This is a genomic window from uncultured Tateyamaria sp. (assembly GCF_947503045.1).
Classification (GTDB): domain Bacteria; phylum Pseudomonadota; class Alphaproteobacteria; order Rhodobacterales; family Rhodobacteraceae; genus Tateyamaria.
This window is the reverse complement of record NZ_CANNCF010000001.1, coordinates 219,225-240,978: the sequence shown is the minus strand read 5'-3', so window position 1 is coordinate 240,978 and position 21,754 is coordinate 219,225. Positions and strand designations below refer to the sequence as shown.

Genomic DNA, 21,754 nt, shown 5'->3' with positions numbered 1-21,754 from the left:
CCGGCACAACAAGGACCACACCCATGGACAGCCAGACACAGATCGAACTCGAAGCCGCCGCCTTCCGCCGCCTGCGCAAGCACCTGATGGAGGACCGCACGGACGTCCAGAACATCGACATGATGAATCTGGCAGGTTTTTGCCGCAACTGCCTGTCGCGTTGGTATCAAGAGGCCGCCGCCGAAAAGGGGATCGAAATCAGCAAGGACGCCGCCCGCGAGCAGTTCTACGGGATGAGCATGGACGACTGGAAAGCCAACTATCAGACCGATGCGTCAGACGCGAAAAAAGCGGCCTTTGACACCGCCTTTAAAGACAACGTTGGGGACAAACCGTAAGGCGGGGTTCACCCCGCCCCCGCCTCACACAGCCGTTTTTAGGCTTTCTTCGAGGTAGATCTCGCGCAGGCGCGGGGCCACGCGGCCCGGCGTGCCGTCGCCCAGCGCCACACCGTCAATCTCGACCACGGGCATCACGAATGTGCTGGCCGAGGTGATGAACGCCTCATCCGCCCCGCGCGCCTCTTCAATGGTGAAATTGCGCTCTTCGACTTCCATCTGCGCCTCGCGGGCAAAGCGTAGCACGGCGGTGCGGGTGATCCCCTTGAGAATGTCGGGCGAGGCCTCGCGGGTGATGATCTTGTTGCCCTTCACGATATAGGCGTTGTTCGATGTGCCTTCGGTCACGAACCCGTCCTGCACCATCCAGGCATCATCCACGCCTGCCTTCTTGGCCATCATCTTGCCCATCGACGGGTACAGCAACTGTACCGTCTTGATGTCGCGCCGTCCCCAGCGGATGTCGTCGATGCTGATGACCTTCATGCCCTTTTTCGCCGCCGGATTGTCCGCCAGACCCGGTTTGTTCTGGGTGAACAGCACGATGGTCGAGGCCGTCGTTTCAGGGTCGGGAAAGGCAAAATCACGATCCGCAGGCGCACCACGGGTGATCTGCAGATAGATCATGCCCTCGTTGACCCCATTAAGACGCACCAGCTCGCGATGCACTTCCAAGAGATCATCCTTGGCAATGGGCGAGGCCATGTCCAGCTCGTCCAGAGAGCGTTGCAGGCGCACCGCATGACCCTCAAAATCGATCAGCTTGCCGTCCAGCACCGATGTCACCTCATAGACGCCATCGGCCATCAGAAACCCGCGATCAAAGATCGACACCTTGGCTTCATTCTCAGGCAGGTACTCGCCGTTCACGTAAACTGTGCGCATGGTCATCCCCAAAGCTCTGCGCGGGGCGGATGCACCCCGGCGTCATCAAAAATCAAAGGCTCGTCGCGGTCTTCGGCCAACAAGAGCGGCCCGTCAAGGTCCACAACCGCCGCACCCTGCGCCACCAAGGTCGCAGGCGCCATGGCAAGGCTTGATCCAACCATGCAGCCGACCATTACGCCATACCCTTCGGCAAGGGCCGCCTCGCGCAGGGCAAGAGCCTCGGTCAGACCGCCGGTCTTGTCGAGTTTGATGTTCACCACATCATATTTGCCCTTCAACCCCGGCAGGCTCGCGCGGTCATGACAGGATTCGTCGGCACATACGGGCACCGGACGCTCCATGCCGATCAGCGCATCATCCTCACCGGCAGGCAATGGCTGTTCAACCAGTTGCACGCCCAAACGGACCAGATGCGGGGCCAGATCGGCATAGACTTCGGCGGACCAGCCCTCGTTTGCATCCACGATAATGCGGGCCTCAGGCGCACCTTTGCGCACGGCCTCAAGGCGGGGCATGTCATCGGGTGTGCCCAGCTTGATCTTGAGCAACGGGCGATGGCCATGTTGCGCGGCCTGCGCCTGCATCGCCTCAGGCGTGTCCAGCGACAGGGTATAGGCGGTGATCTCGGGACCCGGTGCTGCCAGCCCGGCCAGTTCCCAGGCCCGTTTGCCCGCCCGTTTTGCCTCCAGATCCCAAAGCGCACAATCCACCGCATTACGCGCCGCCCCCGCAGGCAGCAGATCATAGAGCGCCTGACGTGTGATATCCGCAGGCAGGCCCTCGATCTCGGCCGTCACACTGTCCAAGGTCTCGCCGTACCGGGCATAGGGCACACATTCACCCCAGCCACGATGCGCACCATCGCTCAGCGACACGCTCAGCACCTGCGCCTCGGTGCGTGACCCGCGCGAGATGGTAAACACCTGTGCCAGCCGAAACACATCGCGGCTTACTTCTATGCGCATGATCCACCTTCATTTCGTGACGCAGGCCGCCCCATCAGGGACAGCCCCAGACCCAATGCCTCACAAGGAAACAAGTGCATCCACCAGCTTGCCAGCGCCGAACCGGTAAGGGTCGGTCGCGGGCAGACCCATGCGATCCTCGATCTCGGCAAGGCACGCCTTGGCCTCTGCCTCGTCCAGCGCCTTGGTATTGACCGACACGCCGGTGATCTGACAGGCCGGGTTGGCCAGCCGGGCCAGCGGCAGGGCGGTGTCGCGCAACGTCTCAAGGGTCGGCAGACCAAAATGGGGCAGACCGCGCATATGGGTGCGGGTCGGCTCGTGACACAGCACCAGCGCATCAGGCTGACCACCATGGATCAGCGCCATGGTCACACCGGAATAGGACACGTGGAACAGGCTGCCCTGCCCTTCGATGTGATCCCAGTGATCGTCGTCGTTGTCGGGAGTCAGATATTCAACCGCACCGGCCATGAAATCGGCAATGACCGCGTCCAGCGGCACGCCGCGCCCGGTGATCAGAATGCCGGTCTGCCCGGTGGCACGGAAATCGGACTTCATGCCGCGCGCCTGCATCTCGGCATCCATCGACATGGCCGTGTACATCTTGCCGCAGGAACAATCGGTGCCGATGGCCAGCACCCGCTTGCCGCTGCGCTTGACGCCGTTGGCGATGGGATAGGCCACCGTGGGCACACGCACGTCATGCAATGTGCCACCATTCACTTTGGCGGCCGACTGCAATTCGTTCTCGTCGCGCAGCAGATTGTGCAGGCCTGCGGCCAGATCATAGCCCATCTTCAGGGCCTCGACCAAAACGACCTTCCATTCGTCCGAGATGATGCCGCCGCGGTTGGCCACACCAATGACGACGGTCTTGGCGCCGGCGGCCAGACCTTCCTCAAGCGTCATGTCGGTCAGGCCCATATCGGCACCGCATCCGGGCAGCCGCAACTGGCCCACGGCGTTCTCGGGACGCCAGTCGGTTATGCCCTGCGCAACCTTGGCGGCAAGCTGATCCGGGGCATCGCCCAGAAACAAGAGGTAAGGTGTCTGAATCATGGATCAGTCTTTCTATCGAACAGTTTGGCGCAAAATGGCGAAATTTCGCGGACAGGACAGTGCAAATCCGGCATCCGGGCACAGTTTTGCGCAGAAAAGTGTCGCCGATGCGCTCCATCTTGGCCACATGGGGCAATTTCGGGCCGCAAACACAACCATGCTGCAACTGCACAATGCGGCTTGTGGGCGGGCGAGTAATTTAATAACCACCCCATAAGTTCTGACGCAATAATCTTACTGAAAGGCTGCGCCCCATGTCCTTCCGCCTGCAACCCACGCCTCCGGCCCGCCCCAACCGCTGCCAATTGTTCGGTCCCGGATCGCGCCCGGCCATCTTTGAAAAGATGGCGGCTTCGGCAGCGGATGTGATCAACCTCGATCTTGAGGATTCGGTGGCGCCTTCGGACAAGGACAGCGCGCGCGCCAACATCATAGCCGCCACCCATGACATCGACTGGGGCACCAAGACGCTGTCAGTGCGCATCAACGGGCTCGACACCCCTTATTGGTACCGCGATGTGGTGGACCTGCTGGAACAGGCCAGCGACCGGCTGGACCAGATCATGATCCCAAAGGTGGGCAACGCCGCCGACGTCTACGCGGTCGACGCGCTGGTCACGGCGATCGAGACCGCGAAGGGGCGCAGCAAGCCGATCACCTTCGAGGTCATCATCGAATCCGCCGCAGGCGTCGCCCATGTCGAAGAGATCGCCGCTGCCTCGCCCCGCATGGCTGCGATGAGCCTCGGGGCCGCAGATTTCGCCGCCTCCATGGGCATGCAAACCACCGGAATCGGCGGCACGCAGGAAAACTACTACATGCTGCATGAGGGCCAGAAACACTGGTCCGATCCCTGGCACTGGGCACAAACCGCCATTGTCGCCGCCTGCCGCACCCACGGAGTGCTGCCGGTTGACGGCCCGTTCGGCGATTTCTCGGATGATGACGGCTTTCGCGCACAGGCGCGGCGCTCGGCTACGCTGGGTATGGTCGGTAAATGGGCGATCCACCCCAAACAGGTCGCCATCGCGAACGAGGTCTTCACCCCCTCAGACGCCGCCGTCGCCGAGGCCCGCGAAATCCTCGCCGCCATGGAAGAGGCCAAGGCCAAGGGCGCAGGGGCCACGGTCTACAAAGGGCGACTGGTCGACATCGCCTCGATCAAACAGGCCGAAGTGATTGTAAAGCAATCCGAGATGCTTGCAGGCAACTGAACAAGGATCGGGCGCGGGTCAGGATGGCCAGACCTTGCGCCCGTCCACGCCGGTTTCGGCGATCAGACCGCGCCGCTTGGCCTCGAAATAATAGCCGCGCGCGTACCACATCACCGCCGTATCCATATCCCCATCCGACACCAGCCACGCCCCACGCAAATAGCGGGTGGCATAGCGCAGGTTGGTCTCTGCATCGAGCAGATCATTGGGCTGTCCGCGAAATCCCATGCTGCGCGCGGTGGCAGGCAGGATTTGCATCAGACCATAATAGGGGCCGTTGCGGGCCTCGGGGCGATGGGTGCTTTCGCGAATGACAACCCGCTGCACAAGGGCGACGGGGATGTCGTTCTCTGCTGCGGCCGCTTCGATCTGCGCACGCAACTGGGGCGTCTCGTTGGGATAAAGCGGAACAAGTGGTGCCACCACCTCAGGCGCTGGTTGCGAACAGGCAGCAAGGGCAAGGGCCACAATCAGGATTAGAAGTCTCATCAAACAGGCGCCACGGTTGTTGCAATTGCCTGCCCGCCTACACCGAATCCGGCGTGCGCGCCCAGCCCGGATGCGAGCGGAGCGACGCAAATCGGCAATCCGCCGCGCACATAGACGTGATTGGGAAAAAACGGCGACGTCATGCATCGTCTGCAAAATTCTCCAAAGAGGTCCCCATGCGCCTGTTCCTTGCTCTGTTCCTGCTGCTTCTCTCACCCCAACTGGCTCTGGCCGAGATGGCGCCGCGCGACGGCTGGTCCGTCACCCAGACAAGCAAATCCCATGACCAGCTGGTGGCGGACGTGAAATCAGCGGCCAAGGCCAACAAGATGGGCGTCGTCACACAGGCCGGCCCCACAGCTGCTGCGGCCAAACGCGGCATCACCATCCCCGGCAATCGGGTCATTGGCCTCTTCAACAACGTCTATGCGGTCAACATCCTGAACCTGTCCACGGCTGCGATGATCGAAGCACCCATTCGGATGTATGTCACCGAAAACGCGGACGGCACCGCCACGCTCAGCTACAAACTGCCCACAACCGTCTTTGCGCCCTACATGGAAGAGGCAGGACCAGAGCTCGCCACACTGGCAAACGAGCTCGATGCCATCTTCGCCGCAATTTCAGATCAGGCGACCCGGTGACCCTTCATTGTTCCCAAAATATGCATTTGCACTGCATCGACCCTTAGGCCCGTTCGTCCTTGGGCGACCCCATCACCACATAGGATGTGATGCTGTTCACGTGCGGCAAGGCGCCCAGCATATCCGTGTGAAAGGACTTGTAGGCGGCAATATCCGCACATTCGACGCGCAACAGGTATTCGATCGTGCCGGTGATATTGTGGCACTCGCGCACCTCGGGGGCCCGCGATATGGCCCGCTCAAAGGCAAGCTGAGACGCCTTAGAATGCTCGTTCAACCCGACACCGATATAAGCGACAAACCCGGCCCCTAGCTTGGTGCGGTCCAGCACCGCACGGTATCCGGTGATGATGCCCTGCCGCTCCAATTCCTGCACCCGGCGCAGACAGGCCGAGGGGGACAGACCGACGCGCTCGGCCAAAGCAATGTTGCTCAAACGGCCATCGCGCGACAGCTCGTGCAGGATTCGTTCACTTATTTGATCAATTTCACTCATTCGTTGCAAAAATAGCCACGGAGTCGACAACTTTGCAATCTTTTTCCGTAAAAAACACGTCAATCATTGCGGCATGAGCTTTGATCTTCTCCCTGCCCTCGCCGCCTTTGCCTTTGTCAGCTCGATCACGCCGGGGCCGAACAACCTGATGCTGATGGCGTCCGGCGCGAATTTTGGCTTTCGGCGCAGCATTCCGCATATGCTGGGCATCGGGATCGGCTTTTGCCTCATGGTGCTGCTGGTCGGCGCGGGGCTCGTGCAGGTCTTTGACGCCTATCCGATCAGCCACCAGATCCTCAAAGTATTCTCGGTCCTCTACCTGCTGTACCTGGCCTGGAAAATTGCCAATGCGGCCCCGATCAAGGGCGGCGAGGGCAAGGGCACGCCCATGACCTTTCTGCAGGCGGCGGCCTTTCAATGGGTCAATCCCAAGGCGTGGAGCATGGCGCTGACGGCCGTCACCGCCTACACGCCGGATACAACGCTGGCGGCCATCGGACTGGTTGCTCTGGTGTTCGGGGCGATAAATTTGCCTGCGGTCAGTTCATGGACGTTGCTGGGCCAGCAGATGGCGCGGATTCTGACAAACACCGCACGGCTCACCGCATTCAACTGGACCATGGCCGCCCTTCTGGTCGCCTCGCTCTACCCCGTCCTCTTTCCCTGAACATTGCAAATGCTGCGACACCCGGCCATAACCCGGAAAACCGCATCAGGAGTGCGCGCGTGACGCAATATCTGGAATTCGAAAAGCCGCTGGCAGAGATCGAGGGCAAGGCAGAGGAACTGCGCGCCCTGGCACGGCAAAACGAGGACATGGATGTGGCCGACGAGGCCGCAGCGCTTGACGGCAAAGCAACCGCCCTGTTGCAGGATCTCTACAAGAACCTCACGCCGTGGCGCAAATGTCAGGTGGCGCGCCATCCCGACCGGCCCCATTGCGTTGACTATATCGACGCGCTGTTCACCGAATACACGCCGCTCGCCGGGGATCGCAACTTTGCCGATGATCACGCGGTGATGGGCGGGCTTGCGCGGTTCAATGACCGCCCTGTCGTGGTACTGGGGCACGAAAAGGGCAATGACACGAAATCGCGCATTGCGCGGAATTTCGGCATGGCCCGGCCCGAAGGCTATCGCAAGGCGATCCGCCTGATGGACATCGCCCACCGCTTTGGCCTGCCTTTGATCACGCTGGTCGACACGCCCGGCGCCTATCCCGGCAAGGGCGCCGAAGAACGCGGCCAGTCCGAGGCCATCGCCCGCTCGACCGAGAAGTGCCTGCAGATCGGCGTGCCCATCGCCTCGGTCATCATCGGTGAAGGCGGATCCGGCGGGGCCGTCGCCTTTGCCACCGCCAACAAGGTCGCGATGCTCGAACACTCGGTCTATTCGGTAATCAGCCCCGAGGGCTGTGCATCGATCCTGTGGAAGGATTCCGAGAAAATGCGCGAAGCGGCCGAGGCGCTGCGCCTGACCGCGCAGGATCTCAAGCAACTGGGCGTGATTGATCGCATCATCCCTGAGGCTCTGGGCGGGGCGCACAGGTTTGCGGCTGAAACCATGGCGTCGGTGGGCAAGACCATAGCCGCGATGTTGCAAGAGATGGACCAGATGGACGCAAAGGCCCTGATCACCCAGCGGCGCGAAAAGTTCATGAACCTCGGACAGTCAGGGCTCGCGGCCTGACGCCTGTCGCGTTTCGACTGAACTGTAACTGAATTGTTTGCGGCCGCGTTCTTCGGGTGCGCGACAAAGGATCAAGTGCGTCTCGATGTGAAGTCGAAACCCTTTATCCGACCCTGAGAGTCGGCGCGGGCATAGCCTGCGATTGAACCAGCCGACCCGGCAGTTCAACGAACACCTCGGCGCCTTCACCATCAGCGGGCTTGGACAAGATCAGCTGTCCACCGCGGGAGCGCACCAACCGCCCAACACCGCGCAGGCCAAAGCCGCCAAACCCGGGGCCGCCAGCACTGCGCTGATCCTGTAGCGCGGCACTTTCAAAGCCGACGCCATTGTCGCGCACCTTGAACTGCAACCGTTCTGCATTCATCGCCACCAGCTCGATCGAAATCTTGACCGTGGACTGCCCGGAATGCTTGAGCGCATTGTCGATCAGGTTGCGCAAGACGATGTGCACCACAGTCATTTCCGCCTCAACCCCCTGGCGCGGATAGGACACGCTGTGTGCGCCGGTCGGGTCAAGCAGGACCATGATCTCGTCACACATCTCTCCCATATCAAATGCGGCAACACCGCCACCCGACCCAACGGCCATGGCCTGGCCCATGATGCCGCTCACCACCGACAAGGCCTTGTCGGAAATCGCGTCGATCATGTCGATCAACTCGGATTTGCCGTCACCATGGTCGATGAAATCCTCGCGCATGATGGCCGCCAGTGTCTTGAGGTTGCACAGCGGGCTGCGCAGGTCGTGAGCAGCCATGCAAATCATGTCTTCCATGTCCTGGGCCACGGCGGCGGACAGAACGTGGTCATAGAGCTTTTCGCGTTCTTTTGTGATGTCCTGCGCGGCGCCAACCATATGGGTCAACTTCCCGTTTTCGTCATGGACGGGGACCAGGTTGGTGCGAATCCAGATGGTATCAGAGCCGAGTTGCAAGGTGGTCTCGAACTCGATTTCCTCGCCCGCGGCCCATGCCGCACATTGACGGCGATACATCGAATAGGCGGTGCGTCCACTCATCACCTCGTACACCGGGCGCCCGACGATCTCTTCGCGCGTCTTGCCCAGACGTTCGCGACCGGCTTTGTTCACAAACTGATAGACCGGGCGATCCTCACTGTCTGCCACCAGCACAAAAACCGGGTGTTTCACATAATCAAAAACGGAAAAATCTTCCCAACGCATAGCCGTTCCCTTCGAGCACGGCCCATCTAAACCATCCTGCGCTACCAAAGTCTTAAGCGGGCTGGCTAACTTGCCAACATCCTTAATCCCTGGGTCACATCTGAGCGCACGGCAATGCGCAGGCCCGGCTCGTCCCCCGCACGCAGGGCAGCTATGATGTGGCGGTGGTATTGCGGCGGCTCGGTCCGGCGCAAACGCCCATAGAGCGCCCGCATGGTAGGCCCCATCTGCAACCAGACCGTTTCGGCCATGGCCAGCATCGCGGGCGCCTGCGCGCGCAGATAAAGCGTGCGGTGGAATTCCAGATTGGTGCGCAGATAGCTCACCCCGTCCCGATGGGCGACCGCTTCGGCCACAGCACCGTTAATGGTCTGTAAACGTTCGATGAGCGCCAGGTGGGCGCGTGGCAGGGCGCGGGTGGCCAGTTCCACCTCGATCAGGGCGCGCAGGGCGGCCAATTCCTCGATCCGTTCGTTGGACAGTTCCGGCGTCGACACGCGGCCCGACGGAGACAGGGTCAGTGCGCCCTCGGCGACCAGACGCCGCACCGCCTCACGGGCCGGGGTCATCGACACATCATATTGTTTGCCGATTCCGCGCAGGGTCAGGGCTGTGCCGGGGGCAATGTCGCCATGCATGATGCGCGTGCGCAAGCGGCGATAAACGCGGTCATGGGCGGAGGACACCGCCTCTTTGGTGCGCAGGGCAGGTTGCATAAGGATTTGTGATCACATCCGCCAGCTTCGGTCAATCACCAAAGCGGTAGCGGTGCAGATCATTGCCTTCGTTGCGCAGCCATGCGCGGGGGGCGTCATAGGGGCCGTGGATGCGGGCCACCTCGGCCCAGAAGGCGGGCGAATGGTTCATCTGCGCCAGATGCGCAACCTCGTGGGCGGCGACATAATCCAGCACCGGCGGCGGGGCCATGATCAGGCGCCACGAGAACATCAGCCGCCCCGCACTGGAACAGGACCCCCAGCGGGACCGGGTGTCGCGCAGGCTGATCCCGCTATAGCTGCGCCCCAGCCGGGCCGCGTAATGGTCACTGGCCGCCGCCAGACGGTCCCGCGCCCGGGTCTTGAGAAAGCCAAGCACACGCGCAGGCACACGGTCCTCGGCGCCCGGCACAGCCAGCAGACCTGGCGACATCTGCACGGACCGGCCCGCACCGGGCGTGATCTGGCACATCTCGCCCTCAACAGGCAGTGCTACACCGGGACCGACAGGGACATTGCCGTTCCAATCGGCCAGGTGGGCGCGAATCCAGTCCTGTTTCTGGCGGGCAAAGGCCAGCGCCTCGCGTTCGGAGGCGCGTGTGGGCAGGGTCAGCGTCACCCGGCCATCAATGCGGGAAATGCGCAAAGTCATGCGCCGGGCCCGGGCCGAGCGGCGCAAGGTCAGCGCGATATCCGGATCCCCTTGCAGGACTCGCATCGACATCCCATTTCCCCTATCTGGCCATAAGGCTTTGACTCCGTCCCGGCCTTATGGCACTTGCCCAGAATCGCTGCAATATAAGACGGCCTGCACGCCTGCGCGCGCCGGTCCGCCAGACAGACAAGGATACCCGATGCCAAAGGAAGAATGGGGCACGAAACGCCTCTGCCCCACCACGGGCAAACGGTTTTATGACATGAACCGTTCGCCCATCGTCAGCCCCTACACAGGCGACGTTGTGGAATTGGACAGCTCCAAAACACGCATGATCGCGGCGGACGCCGAAGATGCCGTGACAGCCAAGGCCAAGGCCGCAACAGCCACGGAAGATGACGACCAAGTGGTTGATGACGATGACGTCGATGTGGATCTGGATGACGACCTGCTGGATGATGACGAGGATGACGAGGATACAGTCCCCCTCGAAGAAATCGCCGACGTCACCACAAACGACGACGAGTAATACAGTCGATCCGAACGGGGTCTTTTTCACTTGATCCCGTTCGGCAAAGCGCCTAATCAGCGGCGCACGGCTGGCAACAGCCGACCCTGAAGAATGGGGCATTAGCTCAGCTGGGAGAGCGCCTGCATGGCATGCAGGAGGTCAGCGGTTCGATCCCGCTATGCTCCACCATTCTCTTTGATCCTCCCAACGAAACGTCGCGCGCTGCCTGCAAAGCCGGGCGCTGACTCACGCGCATCGGCTTGCGCCGCTACGCTGAGTGCAGCGGTTCGGTCCCGCTATGCTCCACCATTCTTCTTGATCTTCCCAACGAAACGTCGCGCTGCCTGCAAAGCCGGGCGCTGACTGACGCGCATCGGCTTGTGCCGCTACGCTGAGTGCAGTGGTTCGATCCCGCTATGCTCCGCCATACCGCATCCAGCGGTGGCATTACCAACTAAATTATTGCAAAATATAGTTATTTTAGCGGTTCGAAGACCTGTTTTTCGGTAAAAAGGACACAGACCGCGCCTTACCAAACCGACCCTCTGTCGGACAAAGTGGACTATCCATTTTAGATGCAAGGACACAGTAACGGTCTCCAATCCATCTGTCGAAGACCCATAGTACTTCACAAACCTTCATTTTTCATTCTGCATCTTCCCGCCAGTATGACCGATCGAAGCAATGCATCGTTTTAATCTTATGATTGATTGCGGAAATCATGATCTGACCCCTAGCTCAGGTTGAAGGAACTGCGGCCAATGACATAGAAAGCTTTGATATCAATGGTAGGAAAATTGATTGGATGCGCGGTTGTGCTGTCCATTGTAAAGCAACGTGTTAGCCAGCAGTTGTCGCTTGACATTTGGCCTAGTCACCCAGTTGTGCCCGCAAGTGTTCCCACGAATGTCAGAGTTGCGAATGCAAAATCGTATTAAAATTTGACAATCTGAAACCAGCACGACGCCGCCGGGTGACAAGATGCGTCCCATTTTTCGGCCGGTCCAAACAATGAATTATCCAATCCGACATTCAGGCGCACGGACGCGACAAAATCGCTTTTGTCTCCTCTGGGCATGCGTCGCAGTGGACCCCGTTTGGCAAATTTACCTTTAAGAACAGAGCGTAATGCCGTGTCCCGACTGACCAATTTGCTGAATATCACCCATTTGTCGCCATTTTTAGGACAATTTTCCAAACTCATATGGCGACAACGAGCACGCCGCAATTGGCATAGGGATTTGGAAGCGCAAGATGGGCAATGCAAAGCTAAAAGATGATCTGGACGAGAGTCTGAGCTTTTCGGACGAACTGGCCCCGGGCAGCAAGCTGATGCACGGGCAATACACAATCGAAGCGTTCATTAACGCTGGCGGGTTCGGCATTACATACAGCGCGCGCGACAGTCTGGACCGTAAAGTTGTCATCAAGGAGTGCTTTCCCGGCGCGTTTTGTCGCCGCTCGACCGCTTTGGTCACGGCCCGCAGCCGCGCGCACCAGAGTGAGCTGGCCTCGATTGTGCGTCTGTTTGTGCAAGAGGCGCGCAGCCTCGCCAAGCTGAACCATCCCAACATCGTGGGCGTGCATCAGGTCTTTGAGGAAAACAACACCGCCTATATGGCGCTTGATCTCGTTGAGGGCCGCGACCTTCTGGACGTTATCGAGGCTGGCAAGCTGACGCTGACCCCGCCCGAAGTTGAATCCATTTTGCGCAAGATCCTGGATGCCATTGGTTTTGTGCACACGCAGGGGCTGTTGCACCGCGATATTTCGCCAGACAACATTCTGATCGACAAGGACAAGAACCCCGTGCTGATCGATTTCGGCGCGGCGCGCGAGCAGGCCTCCAAGAAAAGCCGTGTGTTGTCCGCCCTGCGCGTCGTCAAAGACGGCTACAGCCCGCAGGAATTCTATATCTCGGGCAGCGAACAGGGCCCCTACAGCGATCTCTATGCTTTGGGCGCGACCTTTTATCACCTGATCACGGGTCAGTTGCCCCCGGATGCGCAGACTCGTTTGTCTGCCGTCGCTTCAGGCGATCCGGATCCTTATCGCCCGCTGGCAAATCGCGCACCGACCTACAGAAAAGGCTTTCTCGAAAGCCTCGATAAGGCGATGGAAATCTTGCCGAAAAACCGCATCGCCGATGCCGAACAGTGGTTGCTGATGCTGGATGGCGCCGCCCCTGCGGCCAAGCCAGCGGCTGTGGCCAAAGGTGGTGCATCCAAAAAACAGGAGGCGGCTCCAAAGTCCAATAAGTCGATTTTGCTTGCCTCTGGCGCGATCATTGCCGTGATCGCAACCGGAGTGGTTGTGTCGCAAAGCGATATGTTCCTTGCCAACGAAGGCGCGCAAACATCTGCCGTGGCGGCCGAGACACCCGAGGTGAACGCATCGGTTTCCGGGAATGCCGCGCCGGCGGTTGTTGTCAGTGCCGAACCGGTCGTGGCCGATGCGGACGCACTTGATGTAAGTGCCGCACTGAGCTTGCTGGAATCCGTGGTCGCTGCACCTGAACAAATCGAGGCACCTAGCGCACCGGCAGTGGATGCAGCTGAGGTTGCCCCTGACGCATCTTCTGCCGTAGTGGCCGCCCCGGCTGTTGCCGAGGCTATTCCCGAGGTCGAAACCATTGCCCCCGAGGCAACTGTTGCCGACGCAGCGCCCGTCGCCGAAGTTATGGCCACCGCCGAAATTGAAGCGGTGACAGAGGTTGCACCTGTCGAGGCACCCGCAGAGGCGGCGCCAGTCGTGCAGCCCGAGGTTGCCGCAGCCCTGGCGGCCTTTGCCCGCATCGAGGCGGCCGCCATCGTCGAGGCCCCCGCCGAAGTGACGGAAGCAGTCAAACCAGAAATCGAAGCGGCGCTTGCCGCATTTGCACAGATCGAGGCCACATCGCAGGTTGTACCGCCTGCCCCGGCCCCCGAAGCGGCAAAGCCCGCGATTGTGCTCGAAACATTTGACGTGCCGGGCATGCAATCGGCGTGGTCGGTTGCGCTGCCAGACCAAGGCACCGTGTTTGCCGTCAACGGCACCCCGGTTGCATCGGTTGATGCGGTTGACGCGCTGCTGCGCGAGACCATCGAACGCCCCGAAAGTGGCGAACTGACCGTCACGTTGAGCATCGGTGAAACAGCAGCTGACGCGCAGGTCGAAGACTGGGTTCTGCCCGTCATTCAGAAAACAACGTTCCCGGGTGGCCTCAGCTTTGAAGCACGCCAGAAGGACGGGGCATGGGCAACAACGGTTGTGTCCGTGCCTGATACAGACGCAACCGGCGTCGCAGTTGGTGATGTCCTGTTCGGACATATCCAGACCACGACGCTGATGAATGGTCGCACGACGCTTCCTGAATTGGCGGAACGGGCCGCTCGGGGCGAGATCGACCTCAGTTTCGCGGTCAACCGGGACGGCAACACACTTGGGCTTGGCCTGATGCTGGGCGACTCAAATTCGAACTAGAACCACAGAAATGACGCAAGATCGGGCCAGGCCCATCACATCAAGAAAGGGCAGGAAATGAAAATCTTCTCAGGACTTTTTGGTCGCAAAGCAAAGGCCAGTGTCGCCGATGAGGTCGAATACGATCTGTCGGTGATGCGGGAAGGCCCCAATCGTGTCGACATGCTGAAAGTCGACGAAGTCGACAGCGTGCCGGAGCCTGCTCCGCTTGAGGAGCAATCGGAATCAGAAGCTGTAGCCGACGTGGAGTCCGAGGTCGAAACACCTCAGGAAGCCGCCCCGGCCGTGGTCAACATCTGGGAACTCGACGACGATGAAGAGGACGCAGCCATTGCCCCGGCTGCCCCGGTTGCCGCAGCACCGGACCGCACGACATCCCGCGAGCGACGCAATCGCACCCGCCTGATCGGTTTTGACACGTCGCGCGGCGATGTGGTCGATCTGTTCGAAGACACGCCGCAAGCGGCAGCTTCAACCGGCACCGTTCAGTTCCCCGTGGGCTGGCTGCTGGTTGTGCAGGGACCGGGCCGTGGTCACGCGATCCCGCTGGTCGCAGGCATGTCACAGATCGGACGTGGCGAAGATCAGGCCGTGCGCCTCGACTTTGGCGACAACACGATTTCGCGCACCAACCACGCCGCTATCGTTTACGACTCCGAAACCCGCAAGTTCATTCTGGGCCATGGCGGCAAGGCAAACATCGTGCGCCTGAACAACCAGCCGGTGATCTCGAACGAAGACCTGTCGGATGGTGACCAGATCAAGATCGGCGAGACCCTGATCCAACTGAAAGCACTGTGTGGCGAGTCCTTTGACTGGTCCGACGATGACGGAAACAAGGAGCGTGAAGATGTGGCGATCGCCTGAGCCCCGCTACGACGTCGCCTCCGGCCTGAGCCAGGGCGCGCGCGACTACCAGGAAGACGCGATTGTCACCGATTTTCCTTTTGGGATGGACAGCGGCATTGCCGTCCTTGCCGACGGGATGGGCGGTCACGAAGCAGGCGACGTTGCCTCGAAAATCGTGGTGACCGAAGTCTATTCCGAACTCAAGTTCAGCTCGGCCAACTTTGCCGAGGACGAAACAAATATCCCTCAGTACCTGGCGCAGGCCACGGCTGGCGCGAACGCGACGATCCGGGACTACGTCAAGGAAAATCCCGACGCCTACAGCATGGGCGCAACGCTTTGCTCTGTCATTCTGATGGAAAACCGCATGTTCTGGATGTCTGTGGGTGACAGCCCTCTTTACGTCCTGCGGGACGGCGCGCTGATCCAACTGAACGAGGATCACTCGATGGCGCCCCAGATCGACTTTATGGTCAAACAAGGCGTGCTGAGCGAAGAGGCCGGACGCGATCACCCGGACCGTCATTGCCTGACATCGGTCATCATCGGCGGTCGCATTCCAAAGATCGACTGCCCGCTCAAGCCGTTCGAGTTGAAGATGGGCGATATCGTGGTGCTGTCTTCGGATGGGCTGCAATATCTGGGCGAAGACAAGATCCAGAAGGTTCTGCACCGGTATCGCCGCCGCAAAAGCGCCGAAATCGCAGGCCACCTGCTGGAAGCGGTCGCGGCCCTGAACCATCCCGATCAGGACAACCTGTCCTTTTCCGTGATCAAGCTGAACCACATGAAAGCCGTGGAGCGCAAGATCAAGCCGAAGCCGATTGGTAAATCCGGCGAAGGCAACGCAAGTCTGAGCCGCGTCATTCCGCTGAAGCCGGAAACAGAGGACGAAGACACCGAACTGGATACTCCGGTTCCCAAAAAGGCCGTCGGAGCAAGTTAAACCATGACGCTGGATACAATATACGAGGACCTGTCGGCTGCGATTGCGGCCGACAGATTTCCGGCCAGTGTCGTGCCGCAGGCCCAAGGTCTGTGCGAGACACTGACATCGCCTGCACGCATCACCTTGTTCGGGATGCCGGGCGCGGGAAAGACTGGCGTTCTCAACCTGTTGGCGGGCGGCCGTGCGGTGCCCGATCACATGGCTCTGGGGACCGTTCGCGTCGCCTATGGTGAACAGGAAAAGACCGAAGTGACCCTGGCCAGCGGTGAAACGCTGGCGATGGACGGTCTACCTGATCCTGACGCGCTGTCCGGTATGCAGCCGGCGCTGACGCAGGTATTTCTGCCGATGCCCGCCCTGACCCAGATCAACCTGATGGAAGTCAGCTTTGGCACCGATCCCACCGGTCAGGCCCGCGCCATCAAGTGGGCGGCGAAACAGACCGATATGGCCATCTGGTGTACGACCGGTTTTACGCAAGCCGAGGATGCGCTGTGGCAGACCACCCCCGACCGGATGCGCGACCACGGCTTCCTGTTGCTGACCCAGACCGACCGTCTGGACGCAGAGCGTAACGAGCGGCTGGCACAACTGCACCAAGCGGCGGGCTCGGAATTTGCCTATGTGCTTGGCGTATCGGTGCACGAGGCCAATGCCGCCGCCGCGCAAGGCAGCATCGACAAGGAGATGATGCGCGCCTCGGGTGGAATGAAGCTGATTTCGACCATTCTGAAAGAGATCGAGAACGGTCGTCAGAACATGATCGATCAGGCGCAGGTTCTGCTGCGCATGCATCCCGAAGTAACCCAATTTCCGACCTCTGGGGCCGCCACGGCCGATCCGGTGGAGACACCCGCGCCCGCACCTGAACCCGAGGTCCAGCCGGAACCAGTCGTCGAAGCGACGCCTGATACAGTTGTTGTCGCCTTCAAAGCCGCCGTTGCGCGGCTGTCGAAACTTGGCGCTGAGTTGAGCGAAACCGAAGAGCCGGACACAGACACCGTTCTGGATGCAAGCATTTCAGCCCTTGGCTGGCTTGGCGCGCATCTTGAGGATTCCGATCTGCCTGACACACCGGCGGTGTCTCAGGCGGTGGCGATGACTCAGGACGCCGAAGATCTGGTTCAACTGATGCGGATCGAGGGCACACAGACGGCGCGTACCGACGCGATTCTTGCGCTTTTGCAACTCAAACGCGGGTTCCAGACAACTTTGGCGGCATAAGACCCACCAAAGTTTATTCAATTGCACGACACATTTTCGACGAATTGATGTGGTGTTTTCGAAACAAAGGACATGCGGCGACACCCGTTAGGGACTGGGCCGAAACAAAGGGCAGCGAGCAGGATGAAGGACTTAATTCAAGAGAGCGAGGCAGAGTCCGTCGCCGCGGCTCAGGTTGAACCCACGTGGCCTGCATTCATGCGCCAGGGTCTGGAACCGCTTGAAACCCTGCGCTCGCAGATCGAAGACCTTCAGGAATCGCTGGCCGACATTCAGGCCATCGGCGGCACACAGGTCGCCAAGAAAACGCAACGCATGATGCATGAACTGGACGCATTTGCACCAGCGATCACCTTTATCGGTCAGGTCAAATCGGGCAAGACGACATTGGTCAACACCATGTCCGGGCGGCCCGGCCTGTTGCCGGCGGACGTTAATCCGTGGACGTCAGTGGTAACCTCGATGCATCTGGGTCACCCGCGCAGCAAGGACGCGCCCGTGGCCACTTTCAGCTTTTTCGACGCTGAAGAGTGGGATCACCTGGTCAAGAACGGGGGTCGCATCGGCGAACTGTCCGAACGGACCGGTGCCGAGAAAGAGGCCGAGCGCCTGCGGGTCCAGATCGCCGAGATGCGCGAAAAGACCAAGGAACGGTTGGGGCGCAAGTTCGAACTGCTGCTGGGCCAGACCCACAGCTATCAGACGATGGCCAATGACCTGATCCAGCGTTACGTCTGCTTGGGCGATGATTTCGAAACCGCGTCGTCGCGTGAGCGCAAGGGCCAGTTTGCCGATATCACCCGCTCGGCCGAGTTGTATCTGAGCGCCCCGCACCTGCCGGTGGCCCTGACGCTGCGCGACACACCCGGCATGAACGACACGTTCATGATGCGCGAACAGATCACCATCCGATCGATCCGCGACAGCAAGATTTGTTGCGTGGTCTTGTCGGCCCATCAGGCGCTGAACGCCGTTGACATGGGCATCATCCGGATGATTTCGAGCGTGAAATCCCGGCAAGTCGTGATCTTTGTGAACCGCGTGGATGAATTGTCCTGCCCGCACGAACAGATCCCCGAAATTCACGCCAGCCTGCTCAAGACCCTGACCAACAGGGACGACCCCGAGGGGCCGCAAATCATCTTTGGCAGTGCAATCTGGGGCGATGCGGCACAGCGCGATTGTATCGCGGATTTGCCGCCCGACAGCATTGCCGCGCTTGAGGATTACGGCTCTTACGCCACGGTTCCCGGTATCGAGGACATGGATGAACGTGGTGCCGTATGGGCGCTGTCTGGTGTGCCTGCGCTGTATACGGCCCTTGGCGAACGCATTGCCGAAGGGGCGGGTCGCAAGGCCATTTCCAGCGTACGCCGCCGCGCCACAAACATCGTGTCGGGACTGCGCGCCTCGTCCTCGATTGTGACGATCAAGGCCACCAGCGACACGATCCGCAACATGGAAGACACCGAAATCGAACTGCTGATGTCGCGCATTGCCAGCGATGCCACGGAACGGCTGAATGCGTCTCTGAACACAGTATTTTCCAGCTTTGGCGAACGTGTCGATCAGGCCCATTACCGCTTTGTGGAGCGGGCGATTGACGCGCTGTTGCAGCATTTCGAAAACAATGGCGACGACCAGGTCTGGAGCTACAGTGCCGACGGGCTGCGCATGCTGATGCGCACCGCCTATCAGGTGATGCGCTCGCGGTTTAACAAGCAATGCACCAAGGCACTCGAGGCGACGGCGGCGGATCTGACAGAGGCCTATGGCCGGATCTTCAACGTCGCGCCCGAGAATTTCAGCGTGGAAACTCCCACCCTGCCCGACCTGCCCCAACCTGTGACCATCGCCCAGATGATCATTCTGGATGTGAAAACCTCGTGGTGGAAAAGCTGGTGGGGTCAGCGTAAAGGCTGGCGCGCCCATTCGGACGGATTTCGCGAGCTGATCGAGGCTGAAACACTGCCCATGGTCCAGGACCTGAAGGTCACGCAACTCGAGGATATTCGCGCCCTCGCGCACGAGAACCTCAACGAATTTCTCAGCGAACAGCGCAGTGTCCTGTCTGACATCTGCGACAAGGCGCAGATCAAGACCGAAGACCTGCACGGCCTGTTCGGCGTGACCTCTCAGGAAGAGCGCGAAGAACTGTTCGACATCATTTTTGAAGAACTGGACATTGATCTGGACGAAGACGCGGGAGACGACGCATGACTTCTTCTCAAGACAGCACCGAGCGCACGCCCCGCATCGCGATCATGGGCGAATTCAGTGCAGGCAAAAGCACCCTGTGCAACCTGCTGATGAACATGCGCGCCCTGCCTGAAAAGGTGACGGCGACCCGCCTTGCCCCGGTCTGGATGACCAAAGGGCCGGGCGAGCACATGCGCGTCACCACCGATGGCACCGAGGAACCGGTGACGATCGGCAAACTCGGCGAGATTCCGTTCGAGGACACGCTTTATATCCGCCTGCGCCTTGAGGCTGACATTCTGGATCATTGCGATTTCATTGATTTTCCCGGTATTTCCGACCCCAACATGGATCCCGACGTCTGGGCCCGTGTGCTGGTCGAGGCGGATGCCGTGATCTGGTTGACCCACGCCACCCAGGCCTGGCGCCAGTCCGAAGCCGCCGTCTGGGACATCGTCCCCGAAGAGGTGCGCAAGAAAAGCATTCTGCTGGCCACCCGCTTTGACAAGGTTGTGTCCGAACAGGACCGCACCCGCGTCATGCAGCGTCTCAACAGAGAGGCCGGACCGCATTTTGCCGGCGTTTTCCCGATTTCGCTGACCAATGCGATGGCGGCGCGGGATGATTATGACAAATGGGCGGCAAGCGGTGTTGTCGAGGTGATGGATCACCTGACCGACCTGATCACCGATCTCGCGACGGCAGATGCACCCGAAGCCTCGGAAGATGGGGACAAAACCCTTACCCCGCGCCCAGCACCTGTGTCCGTCAAAACGGTTGGACCTGCGCAACCGGTCAAGGACGAAACGCCCGAAACACCAAGCGGACCAAGGGTTTTGCCACGTCGGGTCACCCTTAGCGGAACACCCCGCCGCGCGCGGCCGACTGCCATCAGTGCATGATCCGATCTGTTTCTCTGGCCCTGCCGCGTTTGATGCCGTAGACAAGGAAAAAACACGGCCGAGGCAAGAGCACATCCATGCGGACCGAAGATCTGGACGGACTGACATCAACGCACCCGGACTGCATTATTGCAGCCTATGCTGACATCGAAACAGGTGTCACACTTCTAACCAATTCCAATCTCTCTTTCCCGCGCGAGGCGCTGGACGAATTATGTGTCGAGGCCGCGCTGACACTTGGAACGCCGGACGCCCCGCCCCTTGGCGGGATGCCGTGTAACGAGGCGATCAAGGTGGATGACACAGCGCTGTTTCTCTATCTGCGCGCGCCGGACGAGGCGACAGATGCGCTGATTTGCATGTGCCGCCCGACGGTTGAAATCACACCCTTCCTGAAGGCCGCGCGCGCCTGTCTTTCGGACCCTTCGGCGGAGGGAACGGCATGACCCACGCAGCCTTTGCCGCCCATCTCGCAGCGCTCAGCAGCGAAGAGCCCACATTTGTCGACGGCGCACGGGTGCTCGACCATTCCGACGCCCTTGGCGCAATCCTGAACGAGATCGACGCGGCCATCTTGTCCACGGCGATGACATTTCACACAGAGCGCGGCGCCCTGAGTGTTCTGGTGACCGGGCGGCGGTTGCACATGATCACTGCGGGCGCGCCGGATGACGTGTTGGACCGCGCTTTGGACCCCGACGATGGGGCGTTGATCAAGTCTGCCGCGCAGACCCTGCAGGATTTTGCAGCCGATGCTGTTGAATTGCGTGTGGCCCATGCGCCCGTGGCAGCGCACGAGGCCAGCATGTCGGGCCGTGTGTCCGTGCAGAAACTCAATGCCGCCCTCGGGCGGTACATAGATGATCCTGACGCCTCGCCCTATGACCGGTTTCTGACCCGTATGACTGGCGACATAACGGCCGCGATCCATCTGAAAAACAAGGCTGCCCAGGACATGACGGGCAGCAGTGCGGACCTCGCGCAACTCAAGATCGTGATCAGCACCCAACTGTCCGCATTTATCGACGCGCGGAGCGAAAACTGCCCCTCCCACAGCGATCCGTCGCTGACCTTGCTGAGGGACGTCACCGCACCCGGGGTCACCCTGGGTCTCGCCATTTTCGGCGAACAGGCCGTTCTTTTTTCGCTGCCCACGAGCGAAGTGGCCAAGGCCAGCCAGTCGTTTTCCCAAGTGCTCTGAGCGCAAGCCAGCGCCGCAACTCGATCTGCAAAAGCGACCTGGCCAAAGGCCGGCGCTCCGCAAAAATGCCCGCATTCATCCTTTATTAACCGACAATTTGCCTCAAATTCGCCCC

General features: G+C 60.4%; 23 protein-coding genes and 1 tRNA gene. 16 read left to right on the top strand and 8 right to left on the bottom strand.

The window, feature by feature from the left end:
* Positions 1–23 precede the first annotated feature (23 nt).
* On the top strand, positions 24–338 hold the full coding sequence (locus Q1A89_RS01180) for a DUF1244 domain-containing protein (RefSeq protein WP_299722534.1): 315 nt from the start codon (positions 24–26) through the stop codon (positions 336–338).
* A 24-nt stretch (positions 339–362) separates the two neighbouring features.
* Here Q1A89_RS01180 and Q1A89_RS01175 read toward each other — a convergent pair whose 3' ends face one another.
* From Q1A89_RS01175 to dgcN, 3 genes are read right to left on the bottom strand one after another with little or no spacing between them, the layout of a single operon-like run.
* Entirely contained in the window at positions 363–1,229 is an 867-nt protein-coding gene (locus Q1A89_RS01175) for a D-amino-acid transaminase (protein ID WP_299722531.1), read from the bottom strand.
* Positions 1,226–2,191, bottom strand: a complete 966-nt coding sequence (gene dgcA / locus Q1A89_RS01170; RefSeq protein ID WP_299722528.1) for an N-acetyl-D-Glu racemase DgcA — start codon at positions 2,189–2,191, stop codon at positions 1,226–1,228. The genes Q1A89_RS01175 and dgcA overlap by 4 nt, the downstream gene beginning before the upstream one ends.
* Positions 2,192–2,251: 60 nt before the next feature.
* Positions 2,252–3,253: an N-acetyltransferase DgcN gene (gene dgcN, locus Q1A89_RS01165; protein ID WP_299722525.1), complete on the bottom strand. Its 1,002-nt coding sequence runs from the start codon at positions 3,251–3,253 to the stop codon at positions 2,252–2,254.
* Here dgcN and Q1A89_RS01160 point away from each other — a divergent pair.
* Positions 3,252–3,470 carry a hypothetical protein gene (locus Q1A89_RS01160; protein ID WP_299722521.1) on the top strand — a complete coding sequence of 73 codons (219 nt, stop codon included), beginning with the start codon at positions 3,252–3,254 and terminating at the stop codon, positions 3,468–3,470. The two genes, dgcN and Q1A89_RS01160, sit on opposite strands and share 2 nt — an antisense overlap.
* A 37-nt stretch (positions 3,471–3,507) precedes the next feature.
* Entirely contained in the window at positions 3,508–4,467 is a 960-nt protein-coding gene (locus tag Q1A89_RS01155; RefSeq protein ID WP_299722518.1) for an L-malyl-CoA/beta-methylmalyl-CoA lyase, read from the top strand.
* 18 nt (positions 4,468–4,485) lie between these two features.
* On the opposite strand, the gene Q1A89_RS01150 is transcribed toward Q1A89_RS01155, so the two are convergent.
* Positions 4,486–4,956, bottom strand: coding sequence for a transglycosylase SLT domain-containing protein (locus tag Q1A89_RS01150; RefSeq protein ID WP_299722515.1), 471 nt, complete (start codon positions 4,954–4,956; stop codon positions 4,486–4,488).
* A 176-nt stretch (positions 4,957–5,132) separates the two neighbouring features.
* Here Q1A89_RS01150 and Q1A89_RS01145 point away from each other — a divergent pair, with 176 nt between their 5' ends.
* On the top strand, positions 5,133–5,600 hold the full coding sequence (locus tag Q1A89_RS01145; protein WP_299722512.1) for a DUF302 domain-containing protein: 468 nt from the start codon (positions 5,133–5,135) through the stop codon (positions 5,598–5,600).
* Positions 5,601–5,643: 43 nt separating this feature from the next.
* On the opposite strand, the gene Q1A89_RS01140 is transcribed toward Q1A89_RS01145, so the two are convergent.
* Positions 5,644–6,096, bottom strand: a complete 453-nt coding sequence (locus Q1A89_RS01140) for an Lrp/AsnC family transcriptional regulator (RefSeq protein WP_299722509.1) — start codon at positions 6,094–6,096, stop codon at positions 5,644–5,646.
* Between the two features lie 73 nt (positions 6,097–6,169).
* On the opposite strand from Q1A89_RS01140, the gene Q1A89_RS01135 reads away from it, so the two are divergent.
* Together Q1A89_RS01135 and Q1A89_RS01130 are read left to right on the top strand one after the other, a co-directional pair.
* Positions 6,170–6,763 (top strand): LysE family translocator, encoded by a 594-nt coding sequence (locus Q1A89_RS01135; protein ID WP_299722506.1) that lies wholly within the window; start codon positions 6,170–6,172, stop codon positions 6,761–6,763.
* A 59-nt stretch (positions 6,764–6,822) separates the two neighbouring features.
* Positions 6,823–7,785, top strand: coding sequence for an acetyl-CoA carboxylase carboxyltransferase subunit alpha (locus Q1A89_RS01130; protein ID WP_299722503.1), 963 nt, complete (start codon positions 6,823–6,825; stop codon positions 7,783–7,785).
* 103 nt (positions 7,786–7,888) lie between these two features.
* On the opposite strand, the gene Q1A89_RS01125 is transcribed toward Q1A89_RS01130, so the two are convergent.
* From Q1A89_RS01125 to Q1A89_RS01115, 3 genes are all read right to left on the bottom strand, one after another.
* Positions 7,889–8,971: a PAS domain-containing sensor histidine kinase gene (locus Q1A89_RS01125; protein WP_299722500.1), complete on the bottom strand. Its 1,083-nt coding sequence runs from the start codon at positions 8,969–8,971 to the stop codon at positions 7,889–7,891.
* Positions 8,972–9,036: 65 nt separating this feature from the next.
* Positions 9,037–9,687, bottom strand: coding sequence for a GntR family transcriptional regulator (locus tag Q1A89_RS01120; protein WP_299722497.1), 651 nt, complete (start codon positions 9,685–9,687; stop codon positions 9,037–9,039).
* Between the two features lie 31 nt (positions 9,688–9,718).
* On the bottom strand, positions 9,719–10,411 hold the full coding sequence (locus Q1A89_RS01115; protein WP_299722494.1) for a SprT family zinc-dependent metalloprotease: 693 nt from the start codon (positions 10,409–10,411) through the stop codon (positions 9,719–9,721).
* A 130-nt stretch (positions 10,412–10,541) separates the two neighbouring features.
* Between Q1A89_RS01115 and Q1A89_RS01110 the strand changes: the two genes are divergently transcribed.
* The 10 genes from Q1A89_RS01110 (at position 10,542) to Q1A89_RS01065 (ending at position 21,639) form a co-directional block, all read left to right on the top strand.
* Positions 10,542–10,871 (top strand): TIGR02300 family protein, encoded by a 330-nt coding sequence (locus tag Q1A89_RS01110; RefSeq protein ID WP_299722491.1) that lies wholly within the window; start codon positions 10,542–10,544, stop codon positions 10,869–10,871.
* Between the two features lie 95 nt (positions 10,872–10,966).
* Positions 10,967–11,042, top strand: a tRNA-Ala gene (locus tag Q1A89_RS01105).
* Between the two features lie 1,065 nt (positions 11,043–12,107).
* Complete coding sequence (locus Q1A89_RS01100) at positions 12,108–14,315, top strand: serine/threonine protein kinase (protein ID WP_299722488.1); 2,208 nt, start codon at positions 12,108–12,110, stop codon at positions 14,313–14,315.
* A 57-nt stretch (positions 14,316–14,372) separates the two neighbouring features.
* Positions 14,373–15,182, top strand: a complete 810-nt coding sequence (locus Q1A89_RS01095; RefSeq protein ID WP_299722485.1) for an FHA domain-containing protein — start codon at positions 14,373–14,375, stop codon at positions 15,180–15,182.
* On the top strand, positions 15,166–16,110 hold the full coding sequence (locus Q1A89_RS01090) for a protein phosphatase 2C domain-containing protein (protein WP_299722482.1): 945 nt from the start codon (positions 15,166–15,168) through the stop codon (positions 16,108–16,110). The genes Q1A89_RS01095 and Q1A89_RS01090 overlap by 17 nt, the downstream gene beginning before the upstream one ends.
* 3 nt (positions 16,111–16,113) lie before the next feature.
* On the top strand, positions 16,114–17,337 hold the full coding sequence (locus Q1A89_RS01085; protein ID WP_299722479.1) for a hypothetical protein: 1,224 nt from the start codon (positions 16,114–16,116) through the stop codon (positions 17,335–17,337).
* A 123-nt stretch (positions 17,338–17,460) separates the two neighbouring features.
* Positions 17,461–19,557, top strand: coding sequence for a dynamin family protein (locus tag Q1A89_RS01080; RefSeq protein WP_299722476.1), 2,097 nt, complete (start codon positions 17,461–17,463; stop codon positions 19,555–19,557).
* Positions 19,554–20,438, top strand: a complete 885-nt coding sequence (locus Q1A89_RS01075; protein ID WP_299722473.1) for a dynamin family protein — start codon at positions 19,554–19,556, stop codon at positions 20,436–20,438. Before Q1A89_RS01080 ends, Q1A89_RS01075 begins: the two co-directional genes overlap by 4 nt.
* Positions 20,439–20,515: 77 nt before the next feature.
* Entirely contained in the window at positions 20,516–20,884 is a 369-nt protein-coding gene (locus tag Q1A89_RS01070; protein ID WP_299722470.1) for a hypothetical protein, read from the top strand.
* Positions 20,881–21,639 carry a hypothetical protein gene (locus tag Q1A89_RS01065; protein ID WP_299722468.1) on the top strand — a complete coding sequence of 253 codons (759 nt, stop codon included), beginning with the start codon at positions 20,881–20,883 and terminating at the stop codon, positions 21,637–21,639. The genes Q1A89_RS01070 and Q1A89_RS01065 overlap by 4 nt, the downstream gene beginning before the upstream one ends.
* Positions 21,640–21,754 lie beyond the last annotated feature (115 nt).